Consider the following 26,770-nt stretch of genomic DNA (forward strand, 5'->3'; position numbering starts at 1 on the left):
ATGAAATGCGATCATTGCCATACAAATGAAGCAACAGTGCATATGACAAATATCGTTAATAATCAAAAAACAGAACAACATTTATGTTCGTCCTGTGCTAATAAATTACAAAAAGATGGTAAGTTATCTCCATTTAGTTCTTTTGTCAATGATATTTGGGACAATGACTTTTTCTCCAATGATTTTTTCAAAAATATGGTGTACCCAGACCATATGTTGCAATCACAGCAGATGAAACGCTGTCCAAATTGTGGAAATACATTTGAAGATTTTAATCGATTTGGGAAATTTGGATGTCCTAGTTGTTACGAAACTTTTAAAAATCAGATTGCATCATTGGTTCAACGCATTCAAGGGTCAGTTGAATATGAAGGACGCGTACCAAACCAAGGGCATAATGTGTTTAAAGCACAATATGAAATTAAGCAATTACGACGTCAATTAGAAACGGCCATCGGTGATGAAAACTTTGAAGAAGCAGCTCAAATTAGAGATAAAATCAAAGCTTTAGAATCGAAGGTCGATAGTAAAGAAAATTGAGGAGGATAGTATGTTTGATAATATATTAGATGCAGCCCTTAGTAAATGGCTCCAACATACGCCATCCGATTCAGATCATATCGTTATTTCTAGTCGTATACGATTAGCTCGGAATTTCAGAGACACATTATTTACCAATAAAAATGATGGAGCCGCTCTACATCATGTTGATTCTATTGCACGTGGTTTGGTTACTACGTTAAAAGATTCCGACAATCAAGATTATTACTGTATTAGTCTTGATAAATTATCCGATACAGAGCGTGCTATTCTTGTGGAAAAACATTTGATTAGTCCTGTTATGGCTGAAAAAATGCCATATCGTAGCTTACTTGTATCCGATGACGCATCGGTAGCAATTATGGTTAATGAAGAGGACCATTTGCGCATACAAACTATGGAGGCGGGCCTGAATTTAATAGATGCTTTTCACCATGCAGAACGCATTGATGATGCTATTGATGAGAAGCAACCATTTGCATTTAATGAATCTTTTGGCTATTTAACTGCATGCCCAACGAATGTGGGCACCGGTTTACGCGCCTCTGTTATGCTTCATCTTCCTGCATTAGCAATGACTGGACGCATTAATCGTCTTGTTCGGAGTATTGTTCAGCTTGGCTATTCTGTGCGCGGTTTATATGGCGAAGGTTCTGACGCATTAGGTCATATGTATCAGGTGTCTAATCAACGTACGATGGGCATTAGCGAAGCCGATACCATTGAGCAATTGACGAAAATTGTAGAAGGTATCATAGCAGAAGAGCGAAAATGTCGTCAAACATTGGTACACAATGATAAAGATGGTCTTGAAGATCATTTGTGGCGGTCCTATGGTATATTGCGATATGCAAGGTCTATAAGTGGTCAGGAGTCCCTAGAAAAATTAAGCGATGTTCAATTAGGTGTAGATTTAAATATCTTACCAGCATGGTCGAACGATAGTTTTAATGAGTTGGTGGCTATTACAAGACCTAATTTTTTACTTAAATATATGGGAAAAGAAGAGATAAGTCCTCAAGAATGCGATAATTATAGAGCAGCAGTTATTAGAGAAAAACTTTCACAAAAATAATAAGTGATTTTCCTATTTTCTATGATATTTAAGAATACTATTCATGGAGATATTCAAGAAATTACATTTTATATAGATTGATAAAATGTACCTTCATTTCATGAATGAAGTTTATATAAAGAGCGCAAACTGATGTTTGCGAACGAGGTAATACATATGATGCAACGATTTACAGATGATGCACAACGAGTGTTATCCTTCGCCCAAGAAGCGGCCTTAGAACTAGGGCATGACTATGTGGGAACGGAGCATGTACTCATCGGGCTTATAAAGGTTAAAAATAGTGTTGCCGCAAAGGCTCTTAATGAGCTTGGTCTCAGTGCAGAGACTATTATTGAAGATGTTGAAGAGCATATAGGACGAGGTAATAAGAAGGCTAGTTCCGTCTATATGACTCCCCGTGTAAAACATGTGCTGGAGTTAGCTGTTGAAGTGGCTAATCATATGAACCACAATTATGTGGGAACAGAACATATTCTATTAGGTCTGTTGAGCGATGGTGGTGGCGTAGCAGTAGGTATATTGCGCAATCATAATATTCGTGCAAATGATATTGTGGATACGATTCGAACAATTCTCGGCTCTTCTGACAGCGCTAGTCATAGTGGGGAAGATAGGAAAGATAATAGTTCATTAGGTGATCTTGCTGACTTCGGAACAGATTTAAATGAATCGGCTAAACAAGGAAAAATAGATCCTGTAATTGGCAGGGATAAAGAGATTTCGAGGGTTATTCAAATTCTGAGTCGTCGTACCAAAAATAATCCGGTACTTATCGGTGAACCAGGTGTAGGCAAAACGGCTATTGCAGAAGGATTGGCACAGCGTATTGTAAATGGTAATGTGCCAGAAATATTACGCAATAAGCGAATTATTTCATTGAGCATCAGTTCCATGTTAGCCGGTGCGAAGTATCGTGGCGAATTTGAAGAACGATTGAAAAAAGCAATCGATGAAGTTCAAAAACATGACGATATGATTATTTTCATCGATGAAATTCATACATTAGTTGGCGCTGGAGCCACTGAGGGGGCCATGGATGCAGCAAATATTTTAAAACCTGCATTGGCTCGTGGTGAGTTTCAAGTGATTGGCGCTACAACCTTGGATGAATATAAAAAGCATATCGAAAAAGATGCTGCGCTAGAACGTAGATTTCAACCGGTTTTGGTCGGTGAACCTTCTGAGGAGGATGCACTCGAAATTCTAAAGGGTCTACGCGATCGATATGAGGCCTTTCATAAGGCAAAGATTACTGACGAAGCATTGGAAGCTGCGGTTTCACTATCCAGTCGTTATATTACGGATCGGTTCTTGCCAGATAAGGCTATCGATGTTGTCGATGAGGCAGCATCTAAGGTGCGGATGAAAGTGTTTTCTGCCGCACCCGATGTGAAAGCATTGGAAACACAATTAGCAGATGTAAAAAAGGAAAAAGAAGCGGCTGTAACAGCTCAAGAATTTGAGAAGGCGGCTGAGATGCGTGATGAAGAAAAGCGCATTGAAAAGGAAATCAACGATAAGAAAAAAGCGGCTAAGGAAAATAGCGATGCTAAGTTAGTTGTGACTGACGAAGATATCGCCTCTGTTGTAGCACAATGGACGGGGATTCCTGTTTCTAAAATCGCACAGGAAGAATCTGAATCATTATTACATCTAGAAGAAGAGCTTCATAAACGTGTCATTGGTCAAGATGAGGCTGTTGTGGCCATTTCTAAGGCTGTTCGCCGCGCTAGAGCTGGTTTAAAAGATCCTAAACGTCCTATTGGGTCATTCTTATTCTTAGGACCTACTGGCGTTGGGAAAACCGAATTGGCTCGTGCCCTAGCTGTTGCCTTATTTGGTGATGAGACGGCGATGATTCGCCTAGATATGTCCGAATATATGGAAAAGCATACGGTATCGCGTTTAGTAGGTGCGCCTCCAGGCTATGTTGGCTATGAAGAAGGTGGGCAATTAACTGATGCAGTTCGCCGAAAACCATATAGCGTAATTCTACTTGACGAAGTAGAAAAGGCTCATGCAGATTTCTTTAATATCTTATTGCAGGTTCTTGATGATGGTCGATTAACAGATAGTCAGGGTCGCACTGTTGATTTTAGAAATACTGTTATCATCATGACGAGTAATCTAGGTGCTAAAGCTCTGCGCAAGGATTCACCTGAACTAGGATTTTTAGCAGCTAAGAAGGCTGATAGCAACACTGAAGATGTTAGTGTTGTTAATTTTAAGGAAGCAAAAAAATCTGTTATGGATTCTGTAAAGCGTCATTTCCGTCCTGAATTTTTGAATCGTATCGATGAAATGATTGTATTCCATGCTTTAACGTCAAACGATTTAAAACAAATTGTTACAATTTTAATGGATACTGTAGTAAAACGTCTTGGTGATATGGGATTATCACTAGAAATTTCACCAGCTGCTATGGATTTGCTTGTGAAAGAAGGATCTGATTTCTCTATGGGCGCACGTCCATTGAAACGAGCTATTCAACGGTTAATTGAAGATCCTATATCAGATCTTATTTTACAAGGTAATGCTCCTGAAGGAGCTATCATCAAGGCCGATGTAGAAGATGAACACATTGTGGTAAAAGCTTCTAATTAACTGGGAATAGATATTATTTTCATACAGTCTTTTATGTAAAATTTTATGTCAAAATGGTATACTATTAGTGATAATAGTTGACCGTAGTATAAATTATGCACAAAAGGTCATGAGTGAATTATCATTCATGACCTTTTACTTTTCATGGGGGTTGTATGGCAAAGGTAAAAACAGTTTTCTTTTGTAATAATTGTGGTGCTGAATCTGCCAAATGGATGGGAAAGTGCCCTCAATGCGGTGAATGGAATACATTGGTTGAAGAAGTGGTGAAAGACACTAAACACAGCCGTACACCATCTGTACGTGGGGTGGGCACCAATACGGCTAAACCGGTGGCATTACCAGATATTGAGATGTCCGCTGTATCAAGAATTCCTACAACATATAAGGAGATAGATAGAGTGCTTGGTGGCGGTATTGTGCCTGGTGCGTTAATGTTATTAGGTGGCGATCCTGGTATTGGTAAATCAACACTGCTTTTACAAGTTTCTCAAAAGGTGGCCGATACAGTTGGTACTGTTTTATATGCATCTGGCGAAGAATCACAATTACAATTAAAATTGAGAGCGGAACGATTACATATTAATAGCGAACGATTACATGTGATAGCCGATACAGATTTAGACCATATTCTTGAGGTCGCATTAGATCAAAAACCATCATTACTGGTCATCGACTCCATACAAACAATGTTTACTGCAGATATCGAAGCTGCACCTGGTAGTGTTAGTCAAGTCCGTGAGTGTACATCGCGTTTATTACGGTTTTGTAAAGAACAGAATATTCCGACCATTATCATTGGTCATGTAACAAAGGAAGGCAATATTGCAGGCCCTCGTATGCTTGAACATATGGTGGATGTAGTACTCTATTTTGAAGGGGAACGTTCCTATCAGTTCCGTATATTACGAGCTATCAAAAATCGTTTTGGTTCCACATCGGAAACCGGTATTTTTACCATGATAGAAGATGGTTTAGCAGAGCTGGCTAATCCGTCGGCGTCCTTGTTAGCTGAACGAGCAGATGATGAAAGTGGTAGTGCGGTCATGATTTATCTTGAAGGGGTTCGTCCCATTCTGGTAGAGGTTCAAAGTTTGGTAGCTACAACAGCCTTTGGAATGCCAAGGCGTACGGCTATTGGCTATGATTTGAATCGTCTAATTGTGCTACTAGCAGTATTGGAAAAACGCTGCGGCTTTACGTTGGGCAATAAGGATGTCTACGTCAATGTAATCGGTGGGTTAAAGGTTAATGAACCGGCTTGTGATTTATCGATGGCCGTTGCCATTGTATCAAATTTAAAAAATCGCGTAGTGCCTCATGACATGGTGATTCTTGGAGAGGTTGGATTGACCGGTAATGTTCGTAGTATCCCACGCATAGAACAACGAATTAATGAAGCTAAGAAATTGGGCTTTACAAAGTTTATTATCCCAGAAGGGAACTACAAGCAAATTAAGCACGATGATAAGTCTATTCAAATCCGTGGTGTTACGTCAATTGCACAAGCGATGCAACTCGCATTTTCTTAATACATGTTATAGTTCATAGAAGGCTAATTCATTGAGTATAAACTCTATGGTATTCGAAGGAGGTGATGCCATGATTTATGGCATTTTACGGTATGTGATTGCTATCCTTATCGGCACGGCCGCATACGTAGGTATGGACAATTTAGCCCCTATTATTGATCCTTATTTAGTATCTCAATTTGCAAGCTTTGGAGATATGTCGCTCACTGTAGCACGTATTTCAGTTATTGTGCTTGGTACAATAATTGGTATTTTAATAGGCTATTTTATTTCGTCCTTTATTTTAAAACAAGGTTTAGTCATTGCTAGACGATTGGAACGGGTATTAACACATATTCCTAACCAAGAATTGATTGCAGGCACCATCGGTTTATTATTTGGTCTTATTATTGCTAATTTAATTGGTGCAGCATTCAATCAGGTTCCTATCATTGGACCGTATATTTCAATCATCTTAAGTGCCATTTTTGGCTATAGCGGTGTACGTTTGATGGCCCGTAAGGGACCTGAAATGTATCTTAACTATTTAAAGCAATGGAAACGCAGTGAAGCGGGGACTAAAAAAAGTAGAGGCTTCAACATGTTTGGATCTCACAAGTCCAGTGACTCAAATTCAACTGCAAAGTTATTAGATACTTCTGTTATTATTGATGGGCGTATTAAGGAGCTGTGCGCTACTGGGTTTATTGATGGCCCATTGGTAGTTCCTGTCTTTGTTTTAAATGAGTTACAAATTATTTCCGACTCCGCAGATGCGATGAAACGAAATCGTGGCCGTCGTGGGTTAGATATTTTAAAAGAAATGCAGGATGCAAAACTTGTATCTATTGAAATTGTAGAAGATGACTATGATGATCTACACGAAGTTGATTCTAAATTGATGCGATTAGCTTTAGAGAAACAATGGAAGCTTATGACCAATGATTTTAATCTTAATAAGGTGGCTCGTGTACAAGGCATTAAGGTTTTAAATTTAAACGAATTAGCCAATGTATTAAAACCGGCCCTTATTGCAGGCGAATGGATTCGCGTACAAGTAATGAAGGAAGGTAAAGAGGTTCAACAAGGCGTTGCTTACCTAGACGATGGTACAATGATTGTCGTAGAAGATGGTCGTCCGTATGTAGGTCAAGAGGTTGAGGTTATGGTTACATCCATTTTACAAACCAGTGCAGGTCGTATGATTTTTGCGCGTGTAGATGGAGGTAAGCATGAGTAAGGTTAGCTGTATTGTATTAGCTGCCGGCGCAGGTCGCCGGATGGGTCATGATGAGAACAAAATCTTCATTAAACTTGGCAATAAATCGATTATTCAATGGACGTTAAGTCACATTGAACAAGTTAAAGCAGTGAGTGAAGTCATTCTCGTTGTTGCTGATGGCGAAGCAGACTATATGAAGCAGCATATTGCATCATTAGGGCTTTCAAAATCAATTAAAATTATCACAGGTGGCAAAGAGCGACAAGATTCTGTGTATGCAGGTTTACAAGCGGTTAGCGATGATATGGATATTGTCCTCGTTCACGATGGAGCTAGACCTTTAGCAAAGCCAGAGTTATTTGAACGTGTCATTGAAGGGGCCAAGACTCATGGTGCTGTGACTATAGGCGTACCATCTACAGATACGATTAAGCGTGTTGATATCGATGGACAGGTTTTAGAAACATTGAATCGTAACGAGTTGATGAATATTCAAACGCCACAAGGTTTTCTAAAAGATATATTCAAAGAAGCTCAGGAAACGGCTAAGCGTGATGCTTATTTGGGGACGGACGACGTGTCCTTAGTTGAATATATCGGTAAAGATGTGTACATTTTAGATGGCGATTATGAGAACATCAAGGTTACGACACCAAACGATATAGCGGTGGCTAAACGGTATTTAGGAATCAAGGAGCAACAGATGCGCGTAGGTTTTGGATATGATATTCATCGATTGAAGGAAGGAAGACCTTGTATTTTGGGCGGTGTTCATATCGAATCACCGGTTGGCCCCGATGGTCATTCCGATGCAGATGTATTGATTCATGCGTTGATGGATGCCTTACTTGGTGCTGCTGGTTTAAAGGATATAGGCTACTATTTTCCACCAGAAGATGATGCATATAAAGGGATTTCTAGCATGATTTTATTAAAACATGTGAATTCCTTGTTGAAAGAAAGAGGCTTAGAAGCCTATAATATAGATATTATGGTTATTTCTGAAACGCCAAAATTAAAGCCACACATCGATACGATGAAGGCTAATTTACAATCTGTTTTAGAAATTCCATTAGATCGCATTAGTATTAAGGCTACTACCAATGAAATGCTTGGTGCCATCGGGCGCCGTGAAGGTATTGCAGCACAGGCAGTAGTTTCCGTATATGAAGGAGAGGTTTAATTATGAAGGTACGTTTTGCGCCAAGTCCAACAGGTCCATTTCATATTGGCGGTGCTCGATCCGCTTTGTTCAACTGGCTATTAGCACGTAAGGAAAAAGGTACGTTTGTACTTCGCATTGAGGATACAGATTTATCTCGTTCTACTCGTGAAAGTGAAGAAAATATTAAAGCATCTTTGCAATGGCTCGGTATGAATTGGGATGAAGGCATCGACGTAGGTGGTGAAAATGGCCCTTATCGTCAAACAGAACGTCTTGATTTGTATAAAGAAGTAACACAACGCCTACTTGATGAAGATAAAGCGTATGAATGCTTCTGTACAGCTGAAGGGCTTGATGAAGTACGTCAGGCGCAAATGGAACGCGGTGAAACCCCTAAATATAATGGTCATTGTTGCCATCTTACAGAAGAAGAAAAAGAAAAATATCGTGCAGAAGGTAGAAAACCAACTATCCGTCTTCGCGTACCTTTGAATAAAACCTATGCATTCGATGATATGGTTCGTGGTCATGTATCCTTCGAGTCCAATGGTGTAGGTGACTTTGTAATCGTAAAATCCGATGGTATCCCTGTATATAACTTTGCCGTTGTAATGGATGACCACATGATGAAAATCACTCACGTTATTCGTGCGGAAGAACATTTATCCAACACACCTCGTCAAATGGCTATCTACGAAGCACTTGGTTGGGAAATTCCTATATTTGGCCATATCTCCTTGATTCTTGGCAAAGATTATAAGAAGATGTCTAAACGTCATGGTGCTACATCTGTTGATCAATATAAGCAATTGGGTTACTTGCCAGAAGCATTAGTAAACTTCTTGGCACTTCTTGGTTGGGCTCCAGAAGGTGAAGAAGAATTCTTTACACAAGATGAATTGATTCAAGCCTTCTCCATGGATCGCGTTGCTAAGAACCCAGCTGTATTTGATATCGATAAATTAAACCACATCAATTTCCATTACATGAAAAATTTGAGCGATGAAGAATTATTCCGCCTTTGCTTGCCGCATTTAAAAGAAGTTGGTTTAGCTCCAGATAGCTTGAATCAATCTGATATTGATTGGTTAACATTACTTTGTTCTACATTCCGTGATCATATTAGCTTTGGTGCTCAAATTAAAGATCATGTAGGCATGTTCATGGGGGAAACAGTATTCCTCGAAGAAGGTCATGAAGAAGAGTTAAAGGCAGTGCTTAACGAAGAATCTGCGCCAACAGTATTGAATGCTTTCAAAGAAAAATTAGCAGACATGGAAGAAGTTACACCAGAAGCTGTTAAAAAGGCTATCAAGGCTGTTATGAAAGAAACTGCTTTGAAAGGTAAATTTGTATTCATGCCATTGCGTGTTGCCTTGACTGGTCAAATGCATGGTCCTGACTTAAACAATATCGTTACATTGCTTGGTAAAGAAAAATGCTTACATCATTTAGACAATGTAGGTGCTTTAACTAAATAATAAAACATTTCCATTGTTAAAATCGTATTGGTTCCAATCATTTTAGGTATTGTATTGAATTACTTTATTGGATCTAAAATTGAACCTGTTAAATCTGTATGTCCTACCATAGCAGCTATTGCAGTATTACTTATCTTAGCAGCCGTAACAGCGGTTAACCAAAAACAAATTGCTGAAACAGGTCTCATCATTTTTGTAGCTTGTTTAGTACAAAACTTGAGTGGCTACGTTGTTACATTCTTTATTTGTAAAATTCTTAACATCGATGTATCATCTCGTCGTGCTATGCAAATTGAAGTGGCTATGCAAAACTCTGCATTATCCGTTTCACTAGCGATGAAACATTTCACACCTCAAGCAGCGGTAGCGGGTGCTGTTTTCTCGATTATTCATAATTTTACAGGCTCTATTTTTGCCGGTATTTGCCGCAAACATGATGATAAAGAGAAGTTAGAACAAGCTTAGTCATTAACTTATTAAGTAAATCGTTCTAATAATTTATAATTGATAATATATTTCAATAAAATATATAGTTAAACCTCCATTTTCATAATCCTTAATATGTTTAATTCCCTTGATAAAGGGACATATTCAATGGTTTTGAAGATGGAGGTTTTTCTTGTAATTATTGACATTATATAGCATTATTGGTAAAATTATTTTATATCTTAATATAGGTATACATTAAAAGCTAAGATTGAAAGAAGTACTCTACAACTAACTTTTTAGCGAGAACCGATGGTGGGAGGGTTTAAGGATAGGTAGACGAAATGCATTCATGAGCTGACATTCCGATTATAGGTAGGTTTGTCCGGTGACGCGCCGTTATGCGATGAGTGGGTACCACATTGGTGCCTAACAGAGTGGAACCGCGGACCATCGTCTCTGTATGAGATGAGGGTTCTTTTTTATTTTTCGAATATGGAGGCATCAGTATCGATGAGAGAAATTACAGTTTATAATACAATGACGCGCCAAAAAGAGGTATTTACTCCTGTAACACCAGGTGAAGCAAAGATGTATGTTTGTGGTGTGACACCATATAATCATCCTCATATTGGTAATGCTCGTCCTTTTGTAACGTGGGATGTAATTCGTCGCTACATGAAACATGTAGGATATAAAGTAACGTATGTACAAAACTTCACTGATGTAGACGACAAGATTATTAATACATCTAATGGTGAAGGCGTGGCATGGGACGTAATTGCTAATCGTTATATCGATAGCTATTTTGAAGTAATGGATGCACTCGGCGTAGAACGTGCCGATGTATACCCACGCGTATCTACTCATATCCCTGATATCCTTAAAATGATTGAGACTCTTATCGATAAGGGTTATGCTTATGAGTTAGATGGCGATGTGTATTTTAGCGTAGAAAAATTTGATCATTATGGTGAATTGTCTGGTCGTACATTAGATGATATGGAAGCAGGCGCTCGTATTGAAGTAGATGGTCGTAAAAAGAACCCTATGGACTTTGCACTTTGGAAAGCTGCCAAGCCAGGTGAACCATTCTGGGAAAGCCCTTGGGGCAACGGTCGTCCAGGTTGGCATATTGAATGTTCCGCTATGAGCCAAAAATATTTAGGCGAAGAATTTGATTTCCATGGTGGTGGTAGTGATTTGATTTTCCCTCATCATGAGAATGAAATTGCTCAATCTGAAGGTTGTTCTGGTCATCATCCTTCTGTAAAATACTGGTTGCATAATGGATTCATTACGATTAATTCCGAAAAAATGTCTAAATCCTTGAACAATTTCTTCTTGGTGAAAGATATTTTGGAACAATATAGTCCAGATGCTTTGCGTTACTTCTTACTTAGCACACATTATCGTAGTCCATTGGATTTCTCCGATGAACGTTTAGAAGAAGCTAACAAATCTTTGGAACGATTAGGCACTGCTATCGAAAATCTTTTATATCTTGAAAAATGTGAAGCGGGCCCTTGTGATGATGCTCAACGTTTATTAGAAAAAGCTAAAGAATATGAAGAAGAATTCGAAGCCGCTATGAGCGATGATTTTAATACTGCATTAGCTACATCTAGTATGTTTGGTCTTGCTAAGGAAATTAATATTTACTATCAAGTTGTAACAGGTAGAGAAGGCGTTGTTTGCCAAGATGCTATCGCAGAGGTAAAACGTATCTTCAAATTTATGACAGAGGTCATTGGCGTATTAGAAAAAGCTTGGGAAGGTAATACTGGTGCTGACGCAGCAGAATACGAACAATTGATGGATGTTATTCTCTCTGTTCGTCAAGCATGCCGTGAACAAAAGCAATGGGCTCTTGCCGACTGTATTCGCGACCGATTAGCTGAAATTGGCATTACTATTGAAGATTCTCCTGCAGGAGCACGGTGGAAAAAGCGTGAAATTTAAGCAATTTCAATTTCTGAAACAAGAAGCTATTAAAAAATTAATACTCTTAGATACGGAGGACCATTCTTTTGTATCTAAATCAGCATCTGAAGTTTTAGCTTCAGATGCTGTTATGTTGGCCTATATTGGTGATGCTGTATATTCTATGTACATTAGACAACGCGTTGTAGAAATGAGTATTTCGAGGGTTCAGATTCTACATACATTGGTAACTGAATTTATTTGTGCAAAATCTCAGTCAAAAGTATTGGAACAATTAGAATCAATGTTTACAGAGGATGAACAAACAATTGCTAGACGAGCTCGAAATAGTAATGTCAATGTACCTAAGAGTAGTTCTGTACGGGAATATCGAAATAGTACCGCCTTTGAAGCAGTCCTTGGTTTCTTATATGAAACAGGTCAGCAGGATCGACTTAATGAATTGATGAAAGAGGCCTATTCTATTACATTAAGAGGACTTTCACATGGATAATTATATTGTAGGCAGAAATGCCGTAAAGGAAGCATTAAAAGCAGGCCGTTCTATACAACGCATTTTAGTGAGTGACGATAAAATTAAAACGGGTTTATCTGACATCGTGGGTCTAGCGAAATCCAAGGGGATAGAGGTTCGTCCCACACCTGTTAAACAGATGAATCGATATGAAACGGATGTACCTCATCAAGGTGTTATTGCATTTGTTAATGCTGTAGAATTCAAAGACCTTGGAGAAGTACTGCAAGAGTCGAATCATGAGAATCCATTGCTTATCTTAACGGATGGTGTAGAGGATCCTCATAATATGGGGGCTATTATCCGGACCGCTGAATGTGTGGGAGCTACTGCGGTTTTAATTCCCAAACGTCATAATGCACCAATTAACGCAACGGTTGCCAAAACATCTGCTGGTGCAGTGGAACAAATTCCCCTTGTTCAAGTTGGCAATGTTACACAAACGATTAAACAGCTTCAAAAGCAAGGTTTTTGGGTTCTTGGTGCTCATATGGAAGGTGACCGTACCTTGTATGAAACCGATTTAACGATACCTACCGTCCTTGTTATTGGAAATGAAGGTAAGGGGATTAGTCGTGTCGTAAAAGAAGCTTGTGATTTCCTAGTTACCATCCCTATGTATGGTAATTTAAATTCTTTAAATGCATCTGTAGCAGCTGCTATTCTCATGTATGAAGCAGTTCGACAACGGACTATGAAGGTAAAATAGAGGTGCTACATGTTAAAGGATATTTTAATCGTCGATGGGTATAATGTTATCTTCGCATGGCAAAGTTTAAAAAAACTGGCTAATGAATCCTTGGAACACGCTCGAATGGAATTACGTAATCAGCTTTTAAACTATGGTAAATTTAAAGGCTATGAGGTTATACTCGTGTTTGATGGTAAATATACTAAGTCGATAGCGAGTATCGAAGAAATCACTAAAGGGTTTATAGAAGTATATACCGATGATGGTGAAACGGCAGATTCTTTTATTGAACGAGAAGTATTCTTGCGCCAAGGTAAGTATACTAATGTATACGTCGTTACTTCTGACGGGGCTGAACAAAATCAAATATTAGGCTCTGGTGGACTTAGGATTCCAGCAAGAGAATTGCAAAATGATATGCGTCTTGCCAAGCAAGAGGAACGCTTGCAATATACACATAAACATCATCGTGACCAAATGGTACTCAGGAGAAATGAGGTATATGACCACTTAGATCCCGATGTGGCTAAAAAATTAGAAGCTATACGGAGAGGTACAAAGTAAGCACAACAGATAGACCTGCTGTAGTAGTATGAAGTACATTCTATTTCATAAATATTGCAGAACATATATAATTCAAGTATAATAACATATATTGGTATTTCTACAATATGTGATTGTATGGAGGACCTATGAACAATTTTCATATGCAACAGTCCGATTACAATTTCAAAGAAATGACTGATGAGCAAGTTGTGGTCATAGCTCAACAAGAGCAAAATGAGTTTGCAATCGACTATATAGTCAATAAATATAAAAATTTTGTGCGCGCTAAGGCGCGTACCTATTTTCTTGTAGGTGCCGATCGAGATGATATCATTCAAGAAGGCATGATTGGCTTGTATAAGGCTACTCGTGATTTTAGACATGATAAATTAGCCTCTTTTCGGGCATTTGCAGAACTATGTATTACACGGCAAATTATTACGGCCATAAAATCTGCGACGCGTCAAAAACACGCACCACTCAATTCTTATATTTCTTTAAATAAACCTGTGTATACAGAAGAGTCTGAACGGACCTTGTTAGAAATGCTTTCATCAGCACGAAGTACAAATCCAGAGGACCTCATTATTAGCCAAGAAGAGCTAGATGATATAGAAAAAAACATAGGACATATTTTAAGTGATTTAGAGTGGCAAGTGTTAGAAGGCTATTTAGATGGTAAATCATATCAGGAGATGGCAAAAGGTACTGATCGTAGCATCAAGTCGATTGATAATGCTTTACAAAGGGTTAAACGTAAATTAGAGAAGTTTTTGGAACATCGTGTATTAGATGCTCCTACACAGGAAGGATGACTATTGTGACAAATTTTTTGATGGTTTTAGAAATCATTGTGTCCATTTTATTGATTGTTGTTGTAATTGCTCAAACTAGTAAGAGTTCTGGTATGGGCGGCGCCGTTTCTGGTGCGGCAGATTCTACATTCGGCGGTAAAGAACGCGGCTTAGATGGGTTCTTATCTCGCTGTACAATCATTTTAGGTATTATCTTTGCTGTGTTGAGCTTAGTTCTAGGGGCAATGATTAACCAATTCTAATTTGAAAGCCTGCCTAGCAGGCTTTTCTTTTTTTCAGCATATATAAATATTATGCAAAGGAGGTGTTTATATGAAAGAAAAAGTGTTAGCGTTTTATAAATCTATTTATCCCCATACGTATCATATCGATGATGCTGCTATGGATTGTCATATTAAGGGCGGCCGTGAATTGGATGCCTTTATGGATGCTGCTAGAGAACTATTAAAAGAGGGGCGTTTGAGCTTTATACGAAAAGATGTATATGCCTATAATAATGATACAGAATTTATTGAAGGAATTTACAAGGGATATAGAAAATCCTTTGGATTTGTTATTACTGCTCCTGATGAAGAGGATGTGTATATAGCAGAACAAAATAAGGGCACTGCTATGCATAATGATAAGGTTCGTGTACGTATTATCACATCTCGTGATTCACGCCATAAACGAGAAGGTGTTATAACTGAAGTCATAGAACGAGCTAATGAAACTGTTGTAGGTACCTATGATAGACAGCATTCCTTTGGATTTGTCATCCCTGATGATGAACGATTGGGAACAGATATTTACGTTGACTTACATAATACCTTAGATGCTCGTAGTGGTGCTAAGGTGCTTGTAAAAATTATCAAATGGCCAGAAGGCGATAAGAAACCAGAAGGTGTCATTACAGAAGTATTGGGCTATAAAGGTGACGTAGGCCTTGATATTAACTGTATTATGGCTAATTATAACTTGCCATTTTCTTTTCCAGAAGATGTTGTGAAAGCGAGTCAACATATCAACACGACCATTACAGATGATCCTAAACGTTGGGACTTACGCGACGTGCCAATGGTTACCATCGATGGAGAAGATGCAAAGGACCTAGATGATGCAGTCAGTGGTCGTAAACTCGATAATGGTAACTATGAACTAGGTGTACATATTGCCGATGTAAGCCATTATGTAGTGTCACAAAAGGCTATCGATAGAGAAGCCTATAAACGCGGTACATCTGTCTATCTAGTAGACAGAGTTATCCCTATGTTACCAGAGGTACTATCCAATGGTATTTGTAGCTTAAATGCTGGCGAAGATCGGTATGCCATGACCTGTATGATGGAAATTGATACACATGGTAAGGTAGTTAATTATCGGATTCAACCATCTATCATCCATGTGAATCGCCGTTGCAGTTATAAAGAGATTTATAAAGCATTAACCGAAGATATTATTCCTGATGACTTGGCACCTCTTATGCCGATGATTCACAATTTATCCGACATCGCAAAAACTTTAAATGATATGCGCCGTCGTCGTGGTGCACTGGATTTTGATTTCCCTGAATATAAGGTGCTTTTAGATACAGAAGGCACACCATTGCGCATTGTACGTCGCGACCGTACATTAGCGGAACGACTTATTGAAGAATGTATGCTTATAGCTAATGAAACGGTAGCTACTCATCTAAAGAATACAAACCGTACGAGTGTATATCGTATCCATGAAACACCGAGCGAAGAAAAGATGAGTATGTATCAAAAGGTACTCAATTATTTAGGTCAAGATATTCGATTACATCTTGATGAATTAGAGCCACGCGTGTTCCAACATATTTTAGATGCTGTTAAGGGCACGGATATTGAACAAGTGGCTCAAATCATGACATTGCGTTCCATGCAACAAGCTAAATATAGCATCGATAATGCAGGTCATTTTGGGTTGGCGTCGAAATGCTACACACACTTTACATCGCCTATTAGACGATATCCAGATCTCATGGTACATCGCTTATTAAAAGCTGATATGGGATGGCCTGATGGATATGCACACCGCGATACTAAAACAGAATTTTTAGAACGTGCTGCTGTCCATTCTTCAGAACGTGAACAAGTGGCTGTAGCTGCTGAGCGCGACACAGTCGATTTAAAGAAAACCCAATATATGGTTCCATTTATTGGCGAAGTCTTTGAGGGTAAAATATCTAGCATCACATCCTTTGGTATGTTTGTAGAGTTAGATAATGGTATCGATGGTCTTGTTCATATGAATATGATGACTGATGATTACTATTTTTACGATGAAGAACATTTCCTATTAGTTGGCAAGCGTACGGGTCAAATCTATCATTTAGGTGATACGGTAATGGTGACATTGGTGAAAGCTGATGTAGAAAAACGTCAAATCGATTTCGTACTTGGCGAAGTGGATAATCTTATGAGAATTCAAGAAATGATGAAGAATTCCGAAGATTATGTAGGGGTAAGAGAAAAGAAACCGTTTGGGCGTTCTGGTATCTCTAAACAATCTAAACGAAAAGGCAAGGGACATAGCAAGTCTTCTAAACGAAGAGAACGATATTCTGGCTTATCTAGTGTTACAAAGCAAAAAAAGGGACGCAAAGACTATAAAGGGTCTAAGAAAAAAGTAAAGAAACGTAAACGATAATAAAAATATTAATACCTATTGTGAGGTGACTATGGCAAAGAAAGATGCTCCATCATTAATTGCAGATAACCGCAAGGCACGTCATGATTTTAATATTCATGAAACCTATGAAGCGGGCATCGCATTGACGGGAACAGAGATTAAATCAATTCGCCAAGGTAAATTAAATCTTAAGGATAGCTTTATCCGCATTGATAAGGGCGAAATGCTTCTCTACGGTGTTCATATCAGTCCTTATGAACAGGGCAATCGCTTTAATCATGAGCCTGAGCGAACACGTAAACTATTGATGCATAAATCGGAAATAAAAAAATTATTCCAACAAGTGAAAGAAAAGGGATTCTCCTTGATTCCGTTGAACTTTCATTTTAGCCGTGGCTATGTGAAGGTAACGGTTGGTCTTGTAACAGGCAAAAAATTGTACGATAAACGCCAAGATATGGCAGAACGGGATGCAAAGCGTGACATTGCTAAGCGTTTGAAAGAACAACAAAAATACTGATATATAATAGGAGGATGTTTAGTGGAAGTTAATCAATACTTTTATAGTTTGGCAAAAATATCAGCTCAAAAAGCAGCTGAAAACGGAGTGCATGTAGATCCTAAATTTATATATACTCAATGGTATATTGAAACAGGTGGGTTTACATCTCAACTACAAGCAACACATCATAATCTTGGTGGTGTTACAGCATCAGATGGCAGCTGGAGACATTTTACGGATTTTATTGATTTTGCCAACTATTTTGGCAATTATTTGACATACTATAGAGAAGATGGCATGACAAATGCTACATCTCTGTATTCGTATATCAATGCCTTGTACAATGGCGGATACTTTACAGCAGATTTTAATTCTTATTATGGCTCTGTATTACAAGTGTTTAATACAATCAATTTCTAAATATGGTTAAGGGACTGTTTTACAGTCCCTTATTTTTATGCATATTGTTAACTTAATACAAAATATAAGTTGATAAAAATCACATATTTTCTTATAATGTAAACAAAGTGTGATTTATATAGTTGACAATGTAAGTACATGAAGAGGTGAATACTATGAGTCAAATTCGTCAAATCACAGAAATCGGTATTTTAACTGCTATGATTACAATCTTGGGAGCTATCAAGATTCCTAATCTTGTGCCGGGCATTGAGTTCCAGTTATCGGCACCATTAGCGGTGGCAATTTGTGCGGCTTTTGGGTTTAAAAAGTATATCATCAGTGGTTGTTTATCCAGTCTTATTGGGTTGGCATTGGGAACACAAAATTTTCTAAGTGTTGCTATTGCTATGCAGTTTAGATTAGTTGTGGGTTTCTTATTGTGGATTTGCAAAAATCATATGCTTGGTGTAATCCTAAGCGGTCCTATTGCTTCGACGGTAGCTCGATTAACTCTATCCGTCTATGTTGGTAAAGGAGCTCTAGCTATGGTTATGCTAGCTGTACCTGGAATGATTTTTACTGCTGTTGTAGCGCCAATTATGACTGCTGTATTTAAAAAGGTTATATCCGCTGCTACGCATAGTGTACCTCGAAAGGTCGTGTGATGATGGGGTTATACAGTATTCGCATGCGTGGTGCAGAAGGGGGACCTCATGAAGAAGGGGGCCGTCATATATCAGGTGCTGAACGCATTGTAGAGGAAAGTGATTTAGAATCTGTAGCGGCCTCTTTAATTCATCGTGCATTGCATCATAGTAAAGGTAAGTCAGATTTTATAAATATTCGTATAGATGCGGTTCACGATGAAGATATTGCTTACGTTGATTGCATCGCTATCGATGAACATCAGACTGAGTCTGTAAAAGAATCGCATGAATTAGCAAAAGAGTTATTACAGTCAGTAGTGGCGCATAAGGCCGTAGAAAATGCTTTCACAGAACTAGGCCAATTACCAGGTAATATGCGTGGTGCTATTCTGATGGATGCAAATACAGGTGTGCGATTGGATCAAGACACTATGCGTGGTGTTCGCGTAAGTCATATGGATGCGTGTGGCAACGAAACAAGATCTATGAATGTGCATATGCGTGAAGCACTAGTATTAGCCACAAAGGTGCAGTCATGTCCTGGTATTGTAGGTGAACTTTGTTGGTCCGACGATCCAGATTATACAGTGGGGTATGTAGCATGTAATGGCATATATCATCGCATTCCGAATATGAAAGAAATGGGAAATCCTATCGGGGGCCGTGTATTTTTTGTAGATACCAATAGGCCTATTCGTGAAATTGTTGATTATTTAGAGAATACAACAGTATTGGTACGGTGGTAGCATGGATTATTATCAAGACTTTCAAAAAAAACTAGAGGCTAAGGAGCAAGAACAAAATAAAAGAACGATTAAGACCTACGAGTCCTTAGATGCAGTACGTGTAAAACGCAATGATAGTGAATATATCATGATGGCATCTAATAATTATTTGGGACTTACTCATGATGCTCGAGTACAACAAGCGGCTATGCAAGCAATTCAACGATATGGCACCGGTTCTGGTGGTGCTAGACTTACATCAGGATCGTTTCCATTGTTTAAGGAATTAGAAATCGCTATAGCCAATTTTAAAGGAACGGAACAGTCACTTGTGTTTAATACAGGCTATATGGCTAATGTTGGTACGATTACGGCCTTGATGAATAAACATAGCGTCATCATTAGTGATGAATTAAACCATGCTAGTATCATCGATGGGTGTCGTCTCAGTGGAGCTCATATTGAGCGGTATAAACATAAAGATGTAGAACATGCTGAATATATTCTTAAGAATTATAAATCTGCGTATAAAATGATCATTACTGATGGTGTATTTAGTATGGATGGAGATATTGCACCATTAGATAGGCTGTATGAGTTAAGTAAGGAATATAATGCTCTTCTTATGGTAGATGATGCGCATGCGACCGGTGTCATCGGAAATGGGCGAGGTACGGCTCATCATTTTGGTCTTACCGATGTAGATGTACAGCTTGGTACCTTGAGCAAGGCCTTAGGTTCTGTTGGCGGCTACGTGGCGGGACGTAAGGAATTGATAGAATACCTGATTAACTATAGTCGTAGCTTTATATTTTCTACAGCTTTGTCCCCGGCGGATATCGGTGCGGCTTTAGAGGCCCTACGAATTGTACATGATGAACCATCTGTGGTCGATACATTACGTGAAAACACTGTGTATATGGCACATAAATTACAGGCTATGGGCATTGATTGTGATGACGAAACGCCTATATTCCCAATTGTGGTAGGCGAGAATGATCGAGCTTTAACATTGGCCCGTGAGTTAGAAGAACGCGGTATTATTATTACAGCGATTCGACCTCCTACGGTTCCTGTTGGTGAAAGTCGGCTACGCATGACAGTTACAGCCGCTCATAGTAAAGAACAACTTGATTATGTAGCGCAAACGCTGCATGAATTACTAGTTGACATGAATATACATTAGGGGTATGATAGATAAACCAACAAACCCATGGGGATGTAAAGGTTTCGACAGGGGCGAGTGTGGTATAGATAGCGAGTCGGCGTTCCATTGGGCCGTTAAACGGTGGGAAAACATTTAAACGCAGAAGAAAATTTTGCATTAGCTGCATAAGCTACGTCCCTCATACTTGTGCCTACCAAGTGTGAACGGACGTCAAACTGTAGGCTGGCTTAATTTAGTCGTTCATATGAATTAGGCGAGACAACATGAACTGGAGTACTGTAGTTTGTCTGTGAGCGATAGGTACTTGAGACTTAAATCATAGACTGTGCTCGGAGAAGTCTATATGGCAACGCTTTTGGACAGGAGTTCGACTCTCCTCATCTCCACCATGAGATGATTCATACCGAAGATTTAGTATCGTGTAGTGATACTGAGTCTTCGGTATTTTTTGCTTTGTACACAAATTTTTATGAAAGTCAACAAAATATGGTGTGAAATTGCACACCATTAAATGCATATAAATATAGATTTTATCTAGGTTTATAGGACATAGAAATCTTGACTATCTAATCGGAATAAAGTACAATATATTGAGATATTTATGAATTTGGATCTTATAAATTTAGTGTTATGAAAAGGAGTACATGTAATGAAGTCTCGATATTCACGCATGTTAGCAGTATTAGCAGTATCTGCTTTACTGGTGGCAGGCTGTGGTAGCCAACAACAGCAATCAGCTGATGTGGCGGTAAACTCGTATAAAATCGTATCGCAAAACGCACAAGTTGATCAAACCTATACGGGTACGGTTAAGGCAGAAAATTCTGTGGCTGTACATGCTCGTGTTACTGGTTATGTGGTGGAAAAATTTGTTAAAGGTGGGGACCAAGTAGTAGCTGGTCAACCTTTATATCGCATCGATTCTCGCCAATATGAATCCAATGTAGCAACAGCGGAAGCTAATGTAGCAAGAGCTAATGCAGATTATCAAAATGCAGAAACTGATTTAGGTCGTTATGAAACATTGGCAAGTCAAGACGCGATTGCACGCCAACGCGTAGACACTCAACGTTCTGCTGCAGAACAAGCTAAAGCAGCTGTAGAAGCACAACAAGCAGCATTGAAGATTGCGCAAGATAACTTGGGTGACACTATCATTTATGCACCATATTCCGGCACATTGAGCATGGATGCTGTTGATATAGGTACATTTGTTAATGCTGGCTCTACGACATTGGTAACCATCGATTCTGTAGATCCTATTTTTGTTGAATTTAGCATGACTGAACAAGAGTATCTTGAATTCATGGCTACTCGTTCTGGTGATGAAAACAGCGGTCTTAATTTAAAATTACGCTTAGCTGATGGCAAGGAATATAATCAAGTAGGTTCTGTTGTTCAAGCGGCAAGAACATTAGATCCTTCCACAGGTAAGTTGATTTTGAAAGCTTCCTTCCCTAATCCTGACCATTTATTGTTACCTAATATGTTTGCTACCGTTATTTCTCCTGGTGAAAAATTAACGGATGCCATTTTGGTACCTACAAAAGCTATTTTACAAATTATGGATAAAAACTTTGTCTATGTCATCGGTCAAGATGGAACAGTATCTCAAAAGGCTGTTGAACTTGGTGGCACTACAGGGGCTTTCACAATCGTTAAATCTGGTCTTGTAAATGGTGATGAAATCGTTGTAGATGGTTTAACTAAGGTTAAAAATGGTGCAAAGGTACAAGCCACTGAATTGTCTAAAACACAAATTGAAACAGCTAAACAATAGGAGGTAAGACGTGTCGAAATTCTTTATTAATCGACCTATCTTTGCCATTGTTATTGCCATCATGATTACATTAATCGGTTTGCTTTCAATGGTTAATCTTCCGGTAGCTCGATATCCACAAATTTCACCACCAAGTGTACGTGTTAGTACCATGTATACAGGTGCTACGCCTCAAGTACTGAATGATACTGTAGCCAGTGTAATTGAGTCTCAAATTGTAGGCGTTCAAGATTTAGACTATATGACATCTGATAGTGCTAGTACTGGTACATATTCTTTGTCATTACAGTTTAATCAAGGTAGTGATCCCGATATGGATACGGTTAATACCCAAAACCGTGTGCAAGCGGCGCTAGCTCAACTGCCTTCAGAGGTCCAACAAGTTGGTGTAACAACGACAAAATCCTCTGGCGATATGGCGTATATTTTCTCCTTGAATTCTCCAAATGGTACCTTTGATAGTACATTCCTTAAAAACTATGGTACAAACTATTTGATGGATGCCATTAAGGGCGTAAAAGGTGTTGGTTCCGTTCAAGAATTCGGTTCTGACTATGCAATGCGCATTTGGTTAGATCCTAGCAAGATGCAAAAATTAGGCATTACCATGTCTGATGTAACATCTGCTATTAAAAGCCAAAACGTACAAGCTGCGGCTGGTACAGTTGGTAAAAATCCTACCAATGGAGAACAAGCATTCCAGTATCCAATTAAAATTGATGGCCGTCTAGTGACAGAGCAACAATTTGGTAATATTGTTATCAAGAACTCTAATGGTACTGTATTACATTTAAAAGATATAGCTCGTATTGATGTGGGCGCAAAAGGGTACGATTTTGTCGCTAAGTCTTCATATCGCGATCCAAATGCTCCATCTGGTGAGATTTTATTTGTTGAACATCGTCCGTCTGCTGGTTTTGCCATTTCTTTACAAAATGATGCAAATGCTTTAGAGACGATTTCAAATGTTCAAAAAATATTGCAAGAACAGTCTAAGTCTTTCCCACAAGATTTGGAATATCACGAAGTCGTAGATAATACGAAATTCGTACGTGCCTCTATTAATGAAGTAGAGCATACATTCTTTGAAGCTTTATTGCTCGTACTCATCGTAGTGTATGTATTCTTGCAATCTTGGCGTTCTACATTGATTCCGATGATTGCAGTACCTGTATCATTACTAGGAACATTTGGCGCGTTTGTATTATTAGATTTCTCCATCAATACATTAACACTGTTTGCCATGGTATTGGCTATCGGCCTTGTCGTCGATGATGCTATCGTAGTGGTAGAGGCTGTTGAATATGAGTTAAAATATAATGGTTTATCTCCAAAAGAAGCTGCCATTGCGGCTATGAAAAATGTACAAGGCCCAGTAGTTGGTATTGCCTTTGTATTAGCCGCCGTGTTTGTACCTGTTGCATTTATGGGTGGTATGACCGGTATTTTATATAAGCAATTCGCCTTAACAATTGCCGTTTCTGTGGCGATTTCCGCAGTTGTTGCGTTAATTTTGACACCATCGTTGTGTGCATTGATGTTAAAACCACATGTACAAAATGAACGTGAAGACTTTGTTCATCGTCAACTCAATAAATTTAATCGTGGCCTTGAACGTTTTAGTGATTGGTATGGTAAGGTGTTAGCTCGGTTGAGCCATCGTCTGAGCTTAACCGTTATTACATTACTCGTCTTTGCTGCTGGTACAGGTATCGTATTCCATTTCTTACCTACAAGTTTCGTACCTGCAGAAGATAGTGGATATTTCCTTATTGCTGTAAATGAACCACCAGGAGCAACGTCTGCTCGTACCGTGGAAACTCTTGATAAAATCAAAGATTTCTTAGAGCAAACACCGGGCATTAAAGATAATGTAGAACAAGTATTTACTGTTTCTGGGTTTGACCTTTTAGGGGGCTCTCAAAAATCTAGTGCTGGTGTTTCCTTTGCGGTATTAAAAGATTGGGATCAACGTAAATCATCTAATCAATCTGTTAATGCTATGGTGGGTGCAGTATTTGGCTTTGGTGCGAAGAATGTACCTGAAGCCAGTGTAGTAGCTTTGAATCCTCCATCCATTCCAGGCCTTGGTAACACTGGTGGCTTTACAATGTATATCATTAATAAAGCTGGTGATAGTGCTGAGGTAATGGCGGAACGGGCTCAGGCATTTATGGCAGAAGCTAGAACTAATCCGGCTATTCAAACAGTGTATACCACATTTAATACATCAACCCCATCCTTACAATTTGAAATCAATCGTGATAAGGCTGCTCAAGATGGTGTTCAACTCACTGATATCTTCACTGCATTGCAAGGTTTCTATGGTAGTATTCAAGTTAATGATTATACATCGTATGGTAAGAACTATAAGGTTGTTGTTCAAGCAGAAGATCAATTCCGTCAAAATGCTGACAACTTGAATATGCTTGCTGTTCGTAATAGTAAGGGTCAAATGGTTTCTATTGCTAACTACATTACGAAAGATAAGACGTCAACCCCTTCATCCATCACGCGTTTCGATAATGCTATGGCCGTTAAAATTGGCGGCTCTGCGGCTCAAGGATATGCTTCTGGTGATGCAATTCAAGCATTGAAGGATGCAGCTGCTAAAACATTGCCAGCTGGTTATACCTATGATTGGGGCGATCAATCCCGCGAAGAATTGAAGGCTGGATCACAAACCATGTTGATTCTAGGTCTTGGCTTGACATTTGTATTCTTGATTCTTGCTGCATTGTATGAATCCTGGAAAGTTCCATTTGCTGTATTATTCTCCGTACCATCTGGTATGATTGGTGCTGCATTAGTACCATTCTTGTTGAATTTTACCGGTCGATTCCAATTAGCAAATGATATTTACATGCAAATCGGTTTATTAACCTTGGTAGGTTTGGCGGCGAAGAACGCCATTCTGATCATCGAGTATGCGAAGATTCGTGTAGATGAACGCGGTATGGATATCGTCGATGCGGCTATCGAAGCGGCTAAGATTCGCTTGCGTCCAATTTTGATGACATCATTTGCATTCATCTTTGGTGTATTGCCATTGGCAATTTCTACTGGTGCCGGTTCTGGTGCTCGTACATCAATGGGTATCACGGTAGTAGCAGGTATGACAACCGCTACATTCTTTGGTATCTTTATCATTCCAATGCTTTTCATCATTATTGAAAAGATTGGTCCTGGATTCTTTACAAAACGTAAAAAGAATCACTAAATCCAAATTTCATAACACAAATAAAACACGCTTATAACATAGCTTATAGGCGTGTTTTTTTGACTGTTTTATGGTATAATATGCTAGTTAAAACGATTTAATTATCGCCTGGGCGATATTGTGAAATATTTATATAAAAGAGGTATAAACATGAGTGATGTAAAAACATTTGTGGCTGGTCATAAAAGCCCTGATACTGATTCTATTTGTTCTGCTATTTCTTATGCTAATTTGTTAACACAAATGGGTACCCCTGCAACGCCTGTATGTGCTGGTGATGCGAATAAGGAAACTAAATACGCGTTGGAACACTTCGGTTTCGAACACCCACAAATCGTTACAAACTGGGAAGAGTTCGCTCCTAATGGTGGTGATTTATACTTAACTGACCACAATGAATCCAAGCAAATCATCGACGGTTATAAATCCATGAATATGTGTGGTGTTATCGACCATCACCGTATTGGTGATTTCGAAACTGATGGCCCTGTATTCATTCGCATGGAACCAGTAGGTTGTACAAATACAATTTTGACTAAACTTTATATTGAAAATAATCAAGAAATTCCTAAGAATATTGCTGGTTTAATGTTATCTGCTATTATTTCTGATACTGTATTGTTCCGCTCTCCAACATGTACAGAAATAGACAAGGAAATGGCTCATAAACTAGCTGCCATCGCTGGTGTAGATATTGAATCCTATGGTTTAGAAATGTTGAAAGCTGGCGCAGATATTTCTGATTTAACAAACGATGAAATTGTTCGTACTGATATGAAGGAATTCTCCGAAGCAGGTCAAACGATTTCTATCGGTCAAATTTCCGTTATGGATACAACTGATGTATTGGCTAAACAAGCTGAATTAGTAGCAGCTCTAGAAGCTCTTCGTACAGCTAATGGCTATGCGGCATCCTATATTATGGTTACCAATATTCTTGATGAAAGCACAACATTGATCTATAGCGGTGATGTAGAATCTGTTGTAGTTAACGCATTTGGTAAAGATGTAAAAGATAATGCTGTATTCTTACCAAATACAATGTCCCGTAAGAAACAAATTGTACCTCCAATTTTAGGAGCTATGAAATAATAAAGGATATAGACATATCATGGTAATAAAAACGTTGCTCTTGCAACGTTTTTATTATATGTG

At 38.7% G+C, this 26,770-nt stretch carries 22 protein-coding genes, 1 other RNA gene, 1 pseudogene and 1 other annotated feature; all 24 genes and pseudogenes read left to right on the forward strand.

Translation table 11 applies throughout. From position 1 onward, the window contains the following. The 24 genes and pseudogenes from HMPREF1504_RS00785 (at position 1) to HMPREF1504_RS00895 (ending at position 26,707) form a co-directional block, all read left to right on the forward strand. Positions 1-540: a UvrB/UvrC motif-containing protein gene (locus tag HMPREF1504_RS00785; protein ID WP_005379925.1), complete on the forward strand. Its 540-nt coding sequence runs from the start codon at positions 1-3 to the stop codon at positions 538-540. 10 nt (positions 541-550) lie between these two features. Beyond that, on the forward strand, positions 551-1,615 hold the full coding sequence (locus HMPREF1504_RS00790) for a protein arginine kinase (RefSeq protein ID WP_038122646.1): 1,065 nt from the start codon (positions 551-553) through the stop codon (positions 1,613-1,615). Positions 1,616-1,771: 156 nt separating this feature from the next. After that, on the forward strand, positions 1,772-4,222 hold the full coding sequence (locus HMPREF1504_RS00795; RefSeq protein ID WP_038122648.1) for an ATP-dependent Clp protease ATP-binding subunit: 2,451 nt from the start codon (positions 1,772-1,774) through the stop codon (positions 4,220-4,222). Between the two features lie 155 nt (positions 4,223-4,377). Next, entirely contained in the window at positions 4,378-5,754 is a 1,377-nt protein-coding gene (gene radA, locus HMPREF1504_RS00800) for a DNA repair protein RadA (protein ID WP_038122650.1), read from the forward strand. Between the two features lie 70 nt (positions 5,755-5,824). Next, the gene (locus HMPREF1504_RS00805) at positions 5,825-6,973 is read left to right on the forward strand and encodes a PIN/TRAM domain-containing protein (protein ID WP_005377588.1); all 1,149 of its coding nucleotides are present in this window, start codon (positions 5,825-5,827) and stop codon (positions 6,971-6,973) included. Continuing rightward, the gene (gene ispD / locus HMPREF1504_RS00810; RefSeq protein ID WP_038122653.1) at positions 6,966-8,138 is read left to right on the forward strand and encodes a 2-C-methyl-D-erythritol 4-phosphate cytidylyltransferase; all 1,173 of its coding nucleotides are present in this window, start codon (positions 6,966-6,968) and stop codon (positions 8,136-8,138) included. Before HMPREF1504_RS00805 ends, ispD begins: the two co-directional genes overlap by 8 nt. Positions 8,139-8,140: 2 nt before the next feature. Further along, positions 8,141-9,601 carry a glutamate--tRNA ligase gene (gene gltX, locus HMPREF1504_RS00815; protein WP_038122654.1) on the forward strand — a complete coding sequence of 487 codons (1,461 nt, stop codon included), beginning with the start codon at positions 8,141-8,143 and terminating at the stop codon, positions 9,599-9,601. A gap of 6 nt (positions 9,602-9,607) precedes the next feature. Next, positions 9,608-10,066: pseudogene (locus HMPREF1504_RS00820) on the forward strand (bile acid:sodium symporter family protein); the annotation flags it as partial. Positions 10,067-10,285: 219 nt separating this feature from the next. Beyond that, positions 10,286-10,491 (forward strand) — a binding site (T-box leader). A gap of 49 nt (positions 10,492-10,540) precedes the next feature. Further along, on the forward strand, positions 10,541-11,989 hold the full coding sequence (cysS, locus tag HMPREF1504_RS00825; RefSeq protein WP_005377581.1) for a cysteine--tRNA ligase: 1,449 nt from the start codon (positions 10,541-10,543) through the stop codon (positions 11,987-11,989). Continuing rightward, positions 11,979-12,464, forward strand: coding sequence for a Mini-ribonuclease 3 (locus tag HMPREF1504_RS00830; RefSeq protein WP_038122656.1), 486 nt, complete (start codon positions 11,979-11,981; stop codon positions 12,462-12,464). The genes cysS and HMPREF1504_RS00830 overlap by 11 nt, the downstream gene beginning before the upstream one ends. Further along, positions 12,457-13,194, forward strand: a complete 738-nt coding sequence (rlmB, locus tag HMPREF1504_RS00835) for a 23S rRNA (guanosine(2251)-2'-O)-methyltransferase RlmB (RefSeq protein ID WP_038122658.1) — start codon at positions 12,457-12,459, stop codon at positions 13,192-13,194. Before HMPREF1504_RS00830 ends, rlmB begins: the two co-directional genes overlap by 8 nt. Positions 13,195-13,203: 9 nt before the next feature. Continuing rightward, positions 13,204-13,740, forward strand: coding sequence for an NYN domain-containing protein (locus HMPREF1504_RS00840; RefSeq protein ID WP_005379915.1), 537 nt, complete (start codon positions 13,204-13,206; stop codon positions 13,738-13,740). A gap of 128 nt (positions 13,741-13,868) precedes the next feature. After that, positions 13,869-14,537, forward strand: a complete 669-nt coding sequence (sigH, locus tag HMPREF1504_RS00845) for an RNA polymerase sporulation sigma factor SigH (protein ID WP_005377593.1) — start codon at positions 13,869-13,871, stop codon at positions 14,535-14,537. A gap of 5 nt (positions 14,538-14,542) precedes the next feature. Next, positions 14,543-14,779, forward strand: a complete 237-nt coding sequence (gene secG, locus HMPREF1504_RS00850) for a preprotein translocase subunit SecG (protein WP_005377589.1) — start codon at positions 14,543-14,545, stop codon at positions 14,777-14,779. Between the two features lie 70 nt (positions 14,780-14,849). Then, positions 14,850-17,189, forward strand: coding sequence for a ribonuclease R (gene rnr, locus HMPREF1504_RS00855; protein ID WP_038122661.1), 2,340 nt, complete (start codon positions 14,850-14,852; stop codon positions 17,187-17,189). A 31-nt stretch (positions 17,190-17,220) separates the two neighbouring features. After that, positions 17,221-17,691, forward strand: coding sequence for an SsrA-binding protein SmpB (gene smpB / locus HMPREF1504_RS00860; RefSeq protein ID WP_005377596.1), 471 nt, complete (start codon positions 17,221-17,223; stop codon positions 17,689-17,691). A gap of 21 nt (positions 17,692-17,712) precedes the next feature. Then, the gene (locus HMPREF1504_RS00865) at positions 17,713-18,093 is read left to right on the forward strand and encodes a glucosaminidase domain-containing protein (RefSeq protein WP_005377606.1); all 381 of its coding nucleotides are present in this window, start codon (positions 17,713-17,715) and stop codon (positions 18,091-18,093) included. Positions 18,094-18,248: 155 nt separating this feature from the next. Continuing rightward, positions 18,249-18,740 (forward strand): hypothetical protein, encoded by a 492-nt coding sequence (locus HMPREF1504_RS00870; RefSeq protein WP_038122662.1) that lies wholly within the window; start codon positions 18,249-18,251, stop codon positions 18,738-18,740. Beyond that, on the forward strand, positions 18,740-19,468 hold the full coding sequence (locus HMPREF1504_RS00875; protein WP_038122663.1) for a 6-carboxyhexanoate--CoA ligase: 729 nt from the start codon (positions 18,740-18,742) through the stop codon (positions 19,466-19,468). The genes HMPREF1504_RS00870 and HMPREF1504_RS00875 overlap by 1 nt, the downstream gene beginning before the upstream one ends. 1 nt (position 19,469) lies before the next feature. After that, the gene (bioF, locus tag HMPREF1504_RS00880) at positions 19,470-20,633 is read left to right on the forward strand and encodes an 8-amino-7-oxononanoate synthase (RefSeq protein ID WP_038122665.1); all 1,164 of its coding nucleotides are present in this window, start codon (positions 19,470-19,472) and stop codon (positions 20,631-20,633) included. Between the two features lie 29 nt (positions 20,634-20,662). After that, positions 20,663-21,004, forward strand: a transfer-messenger RNA (tmRNA) gene (gene ssrA / locus HMPREF1504_RS10150). Positions 21,005-21,264: 260 nt separating this feature from the next. Next, positions 21,265-22,395: an efflux RND transporter periplasmic adaptor subunit gene (locus tag HMPREF1504_RS00885; RefSeq protein ID WP_038122667.1), complete on the forward strand. Its 1,131-nt coding sequence runs from the start codon at positions 21,265-21,267 to the stop codon at positions 22,393-22,395. 10 nt (positions 22,396-22,405) lie between these two features. Next, the gene (locus tag HMPREF1504_RS00890) at positions 22,406-25,615 is read left to right on the forward strand and encodes an efflux RND transporter permease subunit (protein WP_038122668.1); all 3,210 of its coding nucleotides are present in this window, start codon (positions 22,406-22,408) and stop codon (positions 25,613-25,615) included. A 150-nt stretch (positions 25,616-25,765) separates the two neighbouring features. After that, entirely contained in the window at positions 25,766-26,707 is a 942-nt protein-coding gene (locus HMPREF1504_RS00895; protein WP_038122669.1) for a manganese-dependent inorganic pyrophosphatase, read from the forward strand. Positions 26,708-26,770: the final 63 nt, after the last annotated feature.

The organism is Veillonella sp. ICM51a (genome assembly GCF_000524355.1).
GTDB classification, from domain to species: domain Bacteria; phylum Bacillota; class Negativicutes; order Veillonellales; family Veillonellaceae; genus Veillonella; species Veillonella atypica.

What these genes read in the sequence shown, in the direction of transcription:
- smpB (WP_005377596.1), top strand. Translation starts at nt 17,221, where the DNA reads ATGGCAAAGAAAGATGCTCCATCATTAATTGCAGATAACCGCAAGGCA.
- rnr (WP_038122661.1), top strand. Translation starts at nt 14,850, where the DNA reads ATGAAAGAAAAAGTGTTAGCGTTTTATAAATCTATTTATCCCCATACG.
- HMPREF1504_RS00875 (WP_038122663.1), top strand. Translation starts at nt 18,740, where the DNA reads ATGATGGGGTTATACAGTATTCGCATGCGTGGTGCAGAAGGGGGACCT.
- HMPREF1504_RS00870 (WP_038122662.1), top strand. Translation starts at nt 18,249, where the DNA reads ATGAGTCAAATTCGTCAAATCACAGAAATCGGTATTTTAACTGCTATG.
- HMPREF1504_RS00795 (WP_038122648.1), top strand. Translation starts at nt 1,772, where the DNA reads ATGATGCAACGATTTACAGATGATGCACAACGAGTGTTATCCTTCGCC.
- cysS (WP_005377581.1), top strand. Translation starts at nt 10,541, where the DNA reads ATGAGAGAAATTACAGTTTATAATACAATGACGCGCCAAAAAGAGGTA.
- HMPREF1504_RS00895 (WP_038122669.1), top strand. Translation starts at nt 25,766, where the DNA reads ATGAGTGATGTAAAAACATTTGTGGCTGGTCATAAAAGCCCTGATACT.
- HMPREF1504_RS00885 (WP_038122667.1), top strand. Translation starts at nt 21,265, where the DNA reads ATGAAGTCTCGATATTCACGCATGTTAGCAGTATTAGCAGTATCTGCT.
- gltX (WP_038122654.1), top strand. Translation starts at nt 8,141, where the DNA reads ATGAAGGTACGTTTTGCGCCAAGTCCAACAGGTCCATTTCATATTGGC.
- ispD (WP_038122653.1), top strand. Translation starts at nt 6,966, where the DNA reads ATGAGTAAGGTTAGCTGTATTGTATTAGCTGCCGGCGCAGGTCGCCGG.
- HMPREF1504_RS00805 (WP_005377588.1), top strand. Translation starts at nt 5,825, where the DNA reads ATGATTTATGGCATTTTACGGTATGTGATTGCTATCCTTATCGGCACG.
- rlmB (WP_038122658.1), top strand. Translation starts at nt 12,457, where the DNA reads ATGGATAATTATATTGTAGGCAGAAATGCCGTAAAGGAAGCATTAAAA.
- radA (WP_038122650.1), top strand. Translation starts at nt 4,378, where the DNA reads ATGGCAAAGGTAAAAACAGTTTTCTTTTGTAATAATTGTGGTGCTGAA.
- HMPREF1504_RS00790 (WP_038122646.1), top strand. Translation starts at nt 551, where the DNA reads ATGTTTGATAATATATTAGATGCAGCCCTTAGTAAATGGCTCCAACAT.
- sigH (WP_005377593.1), top strand. Translation starts at nt 13,869, where the DNA reads ATGAACAATTTTCATATGCAACAGTCCGATTACAATTTCAAAGAAATG.
- HMPREF1504_RS00840 (WP_005379915.1), top strand. Translation starts at nt 13,204, where the DNA reads ATGTTAAAGGATATTTTAATCGTCGATGGGTATAATGTTATCTTCGCA.
- bioF (WP_038122665.1), top strand. Translation starts at nt 19,470, where the DNA reads ATGGATTATTATCAAGACTTTCAAAAAAAACTAGAGGCTAAGGAGCAA.
- HMPREF1504_RS00785 (WP_005379925.1), top strand. Translation starts at nt 1, where the DNA reads ATGAAATGCGATCATTGCCATACAAATGAAGCAACAGTGCATATGACA.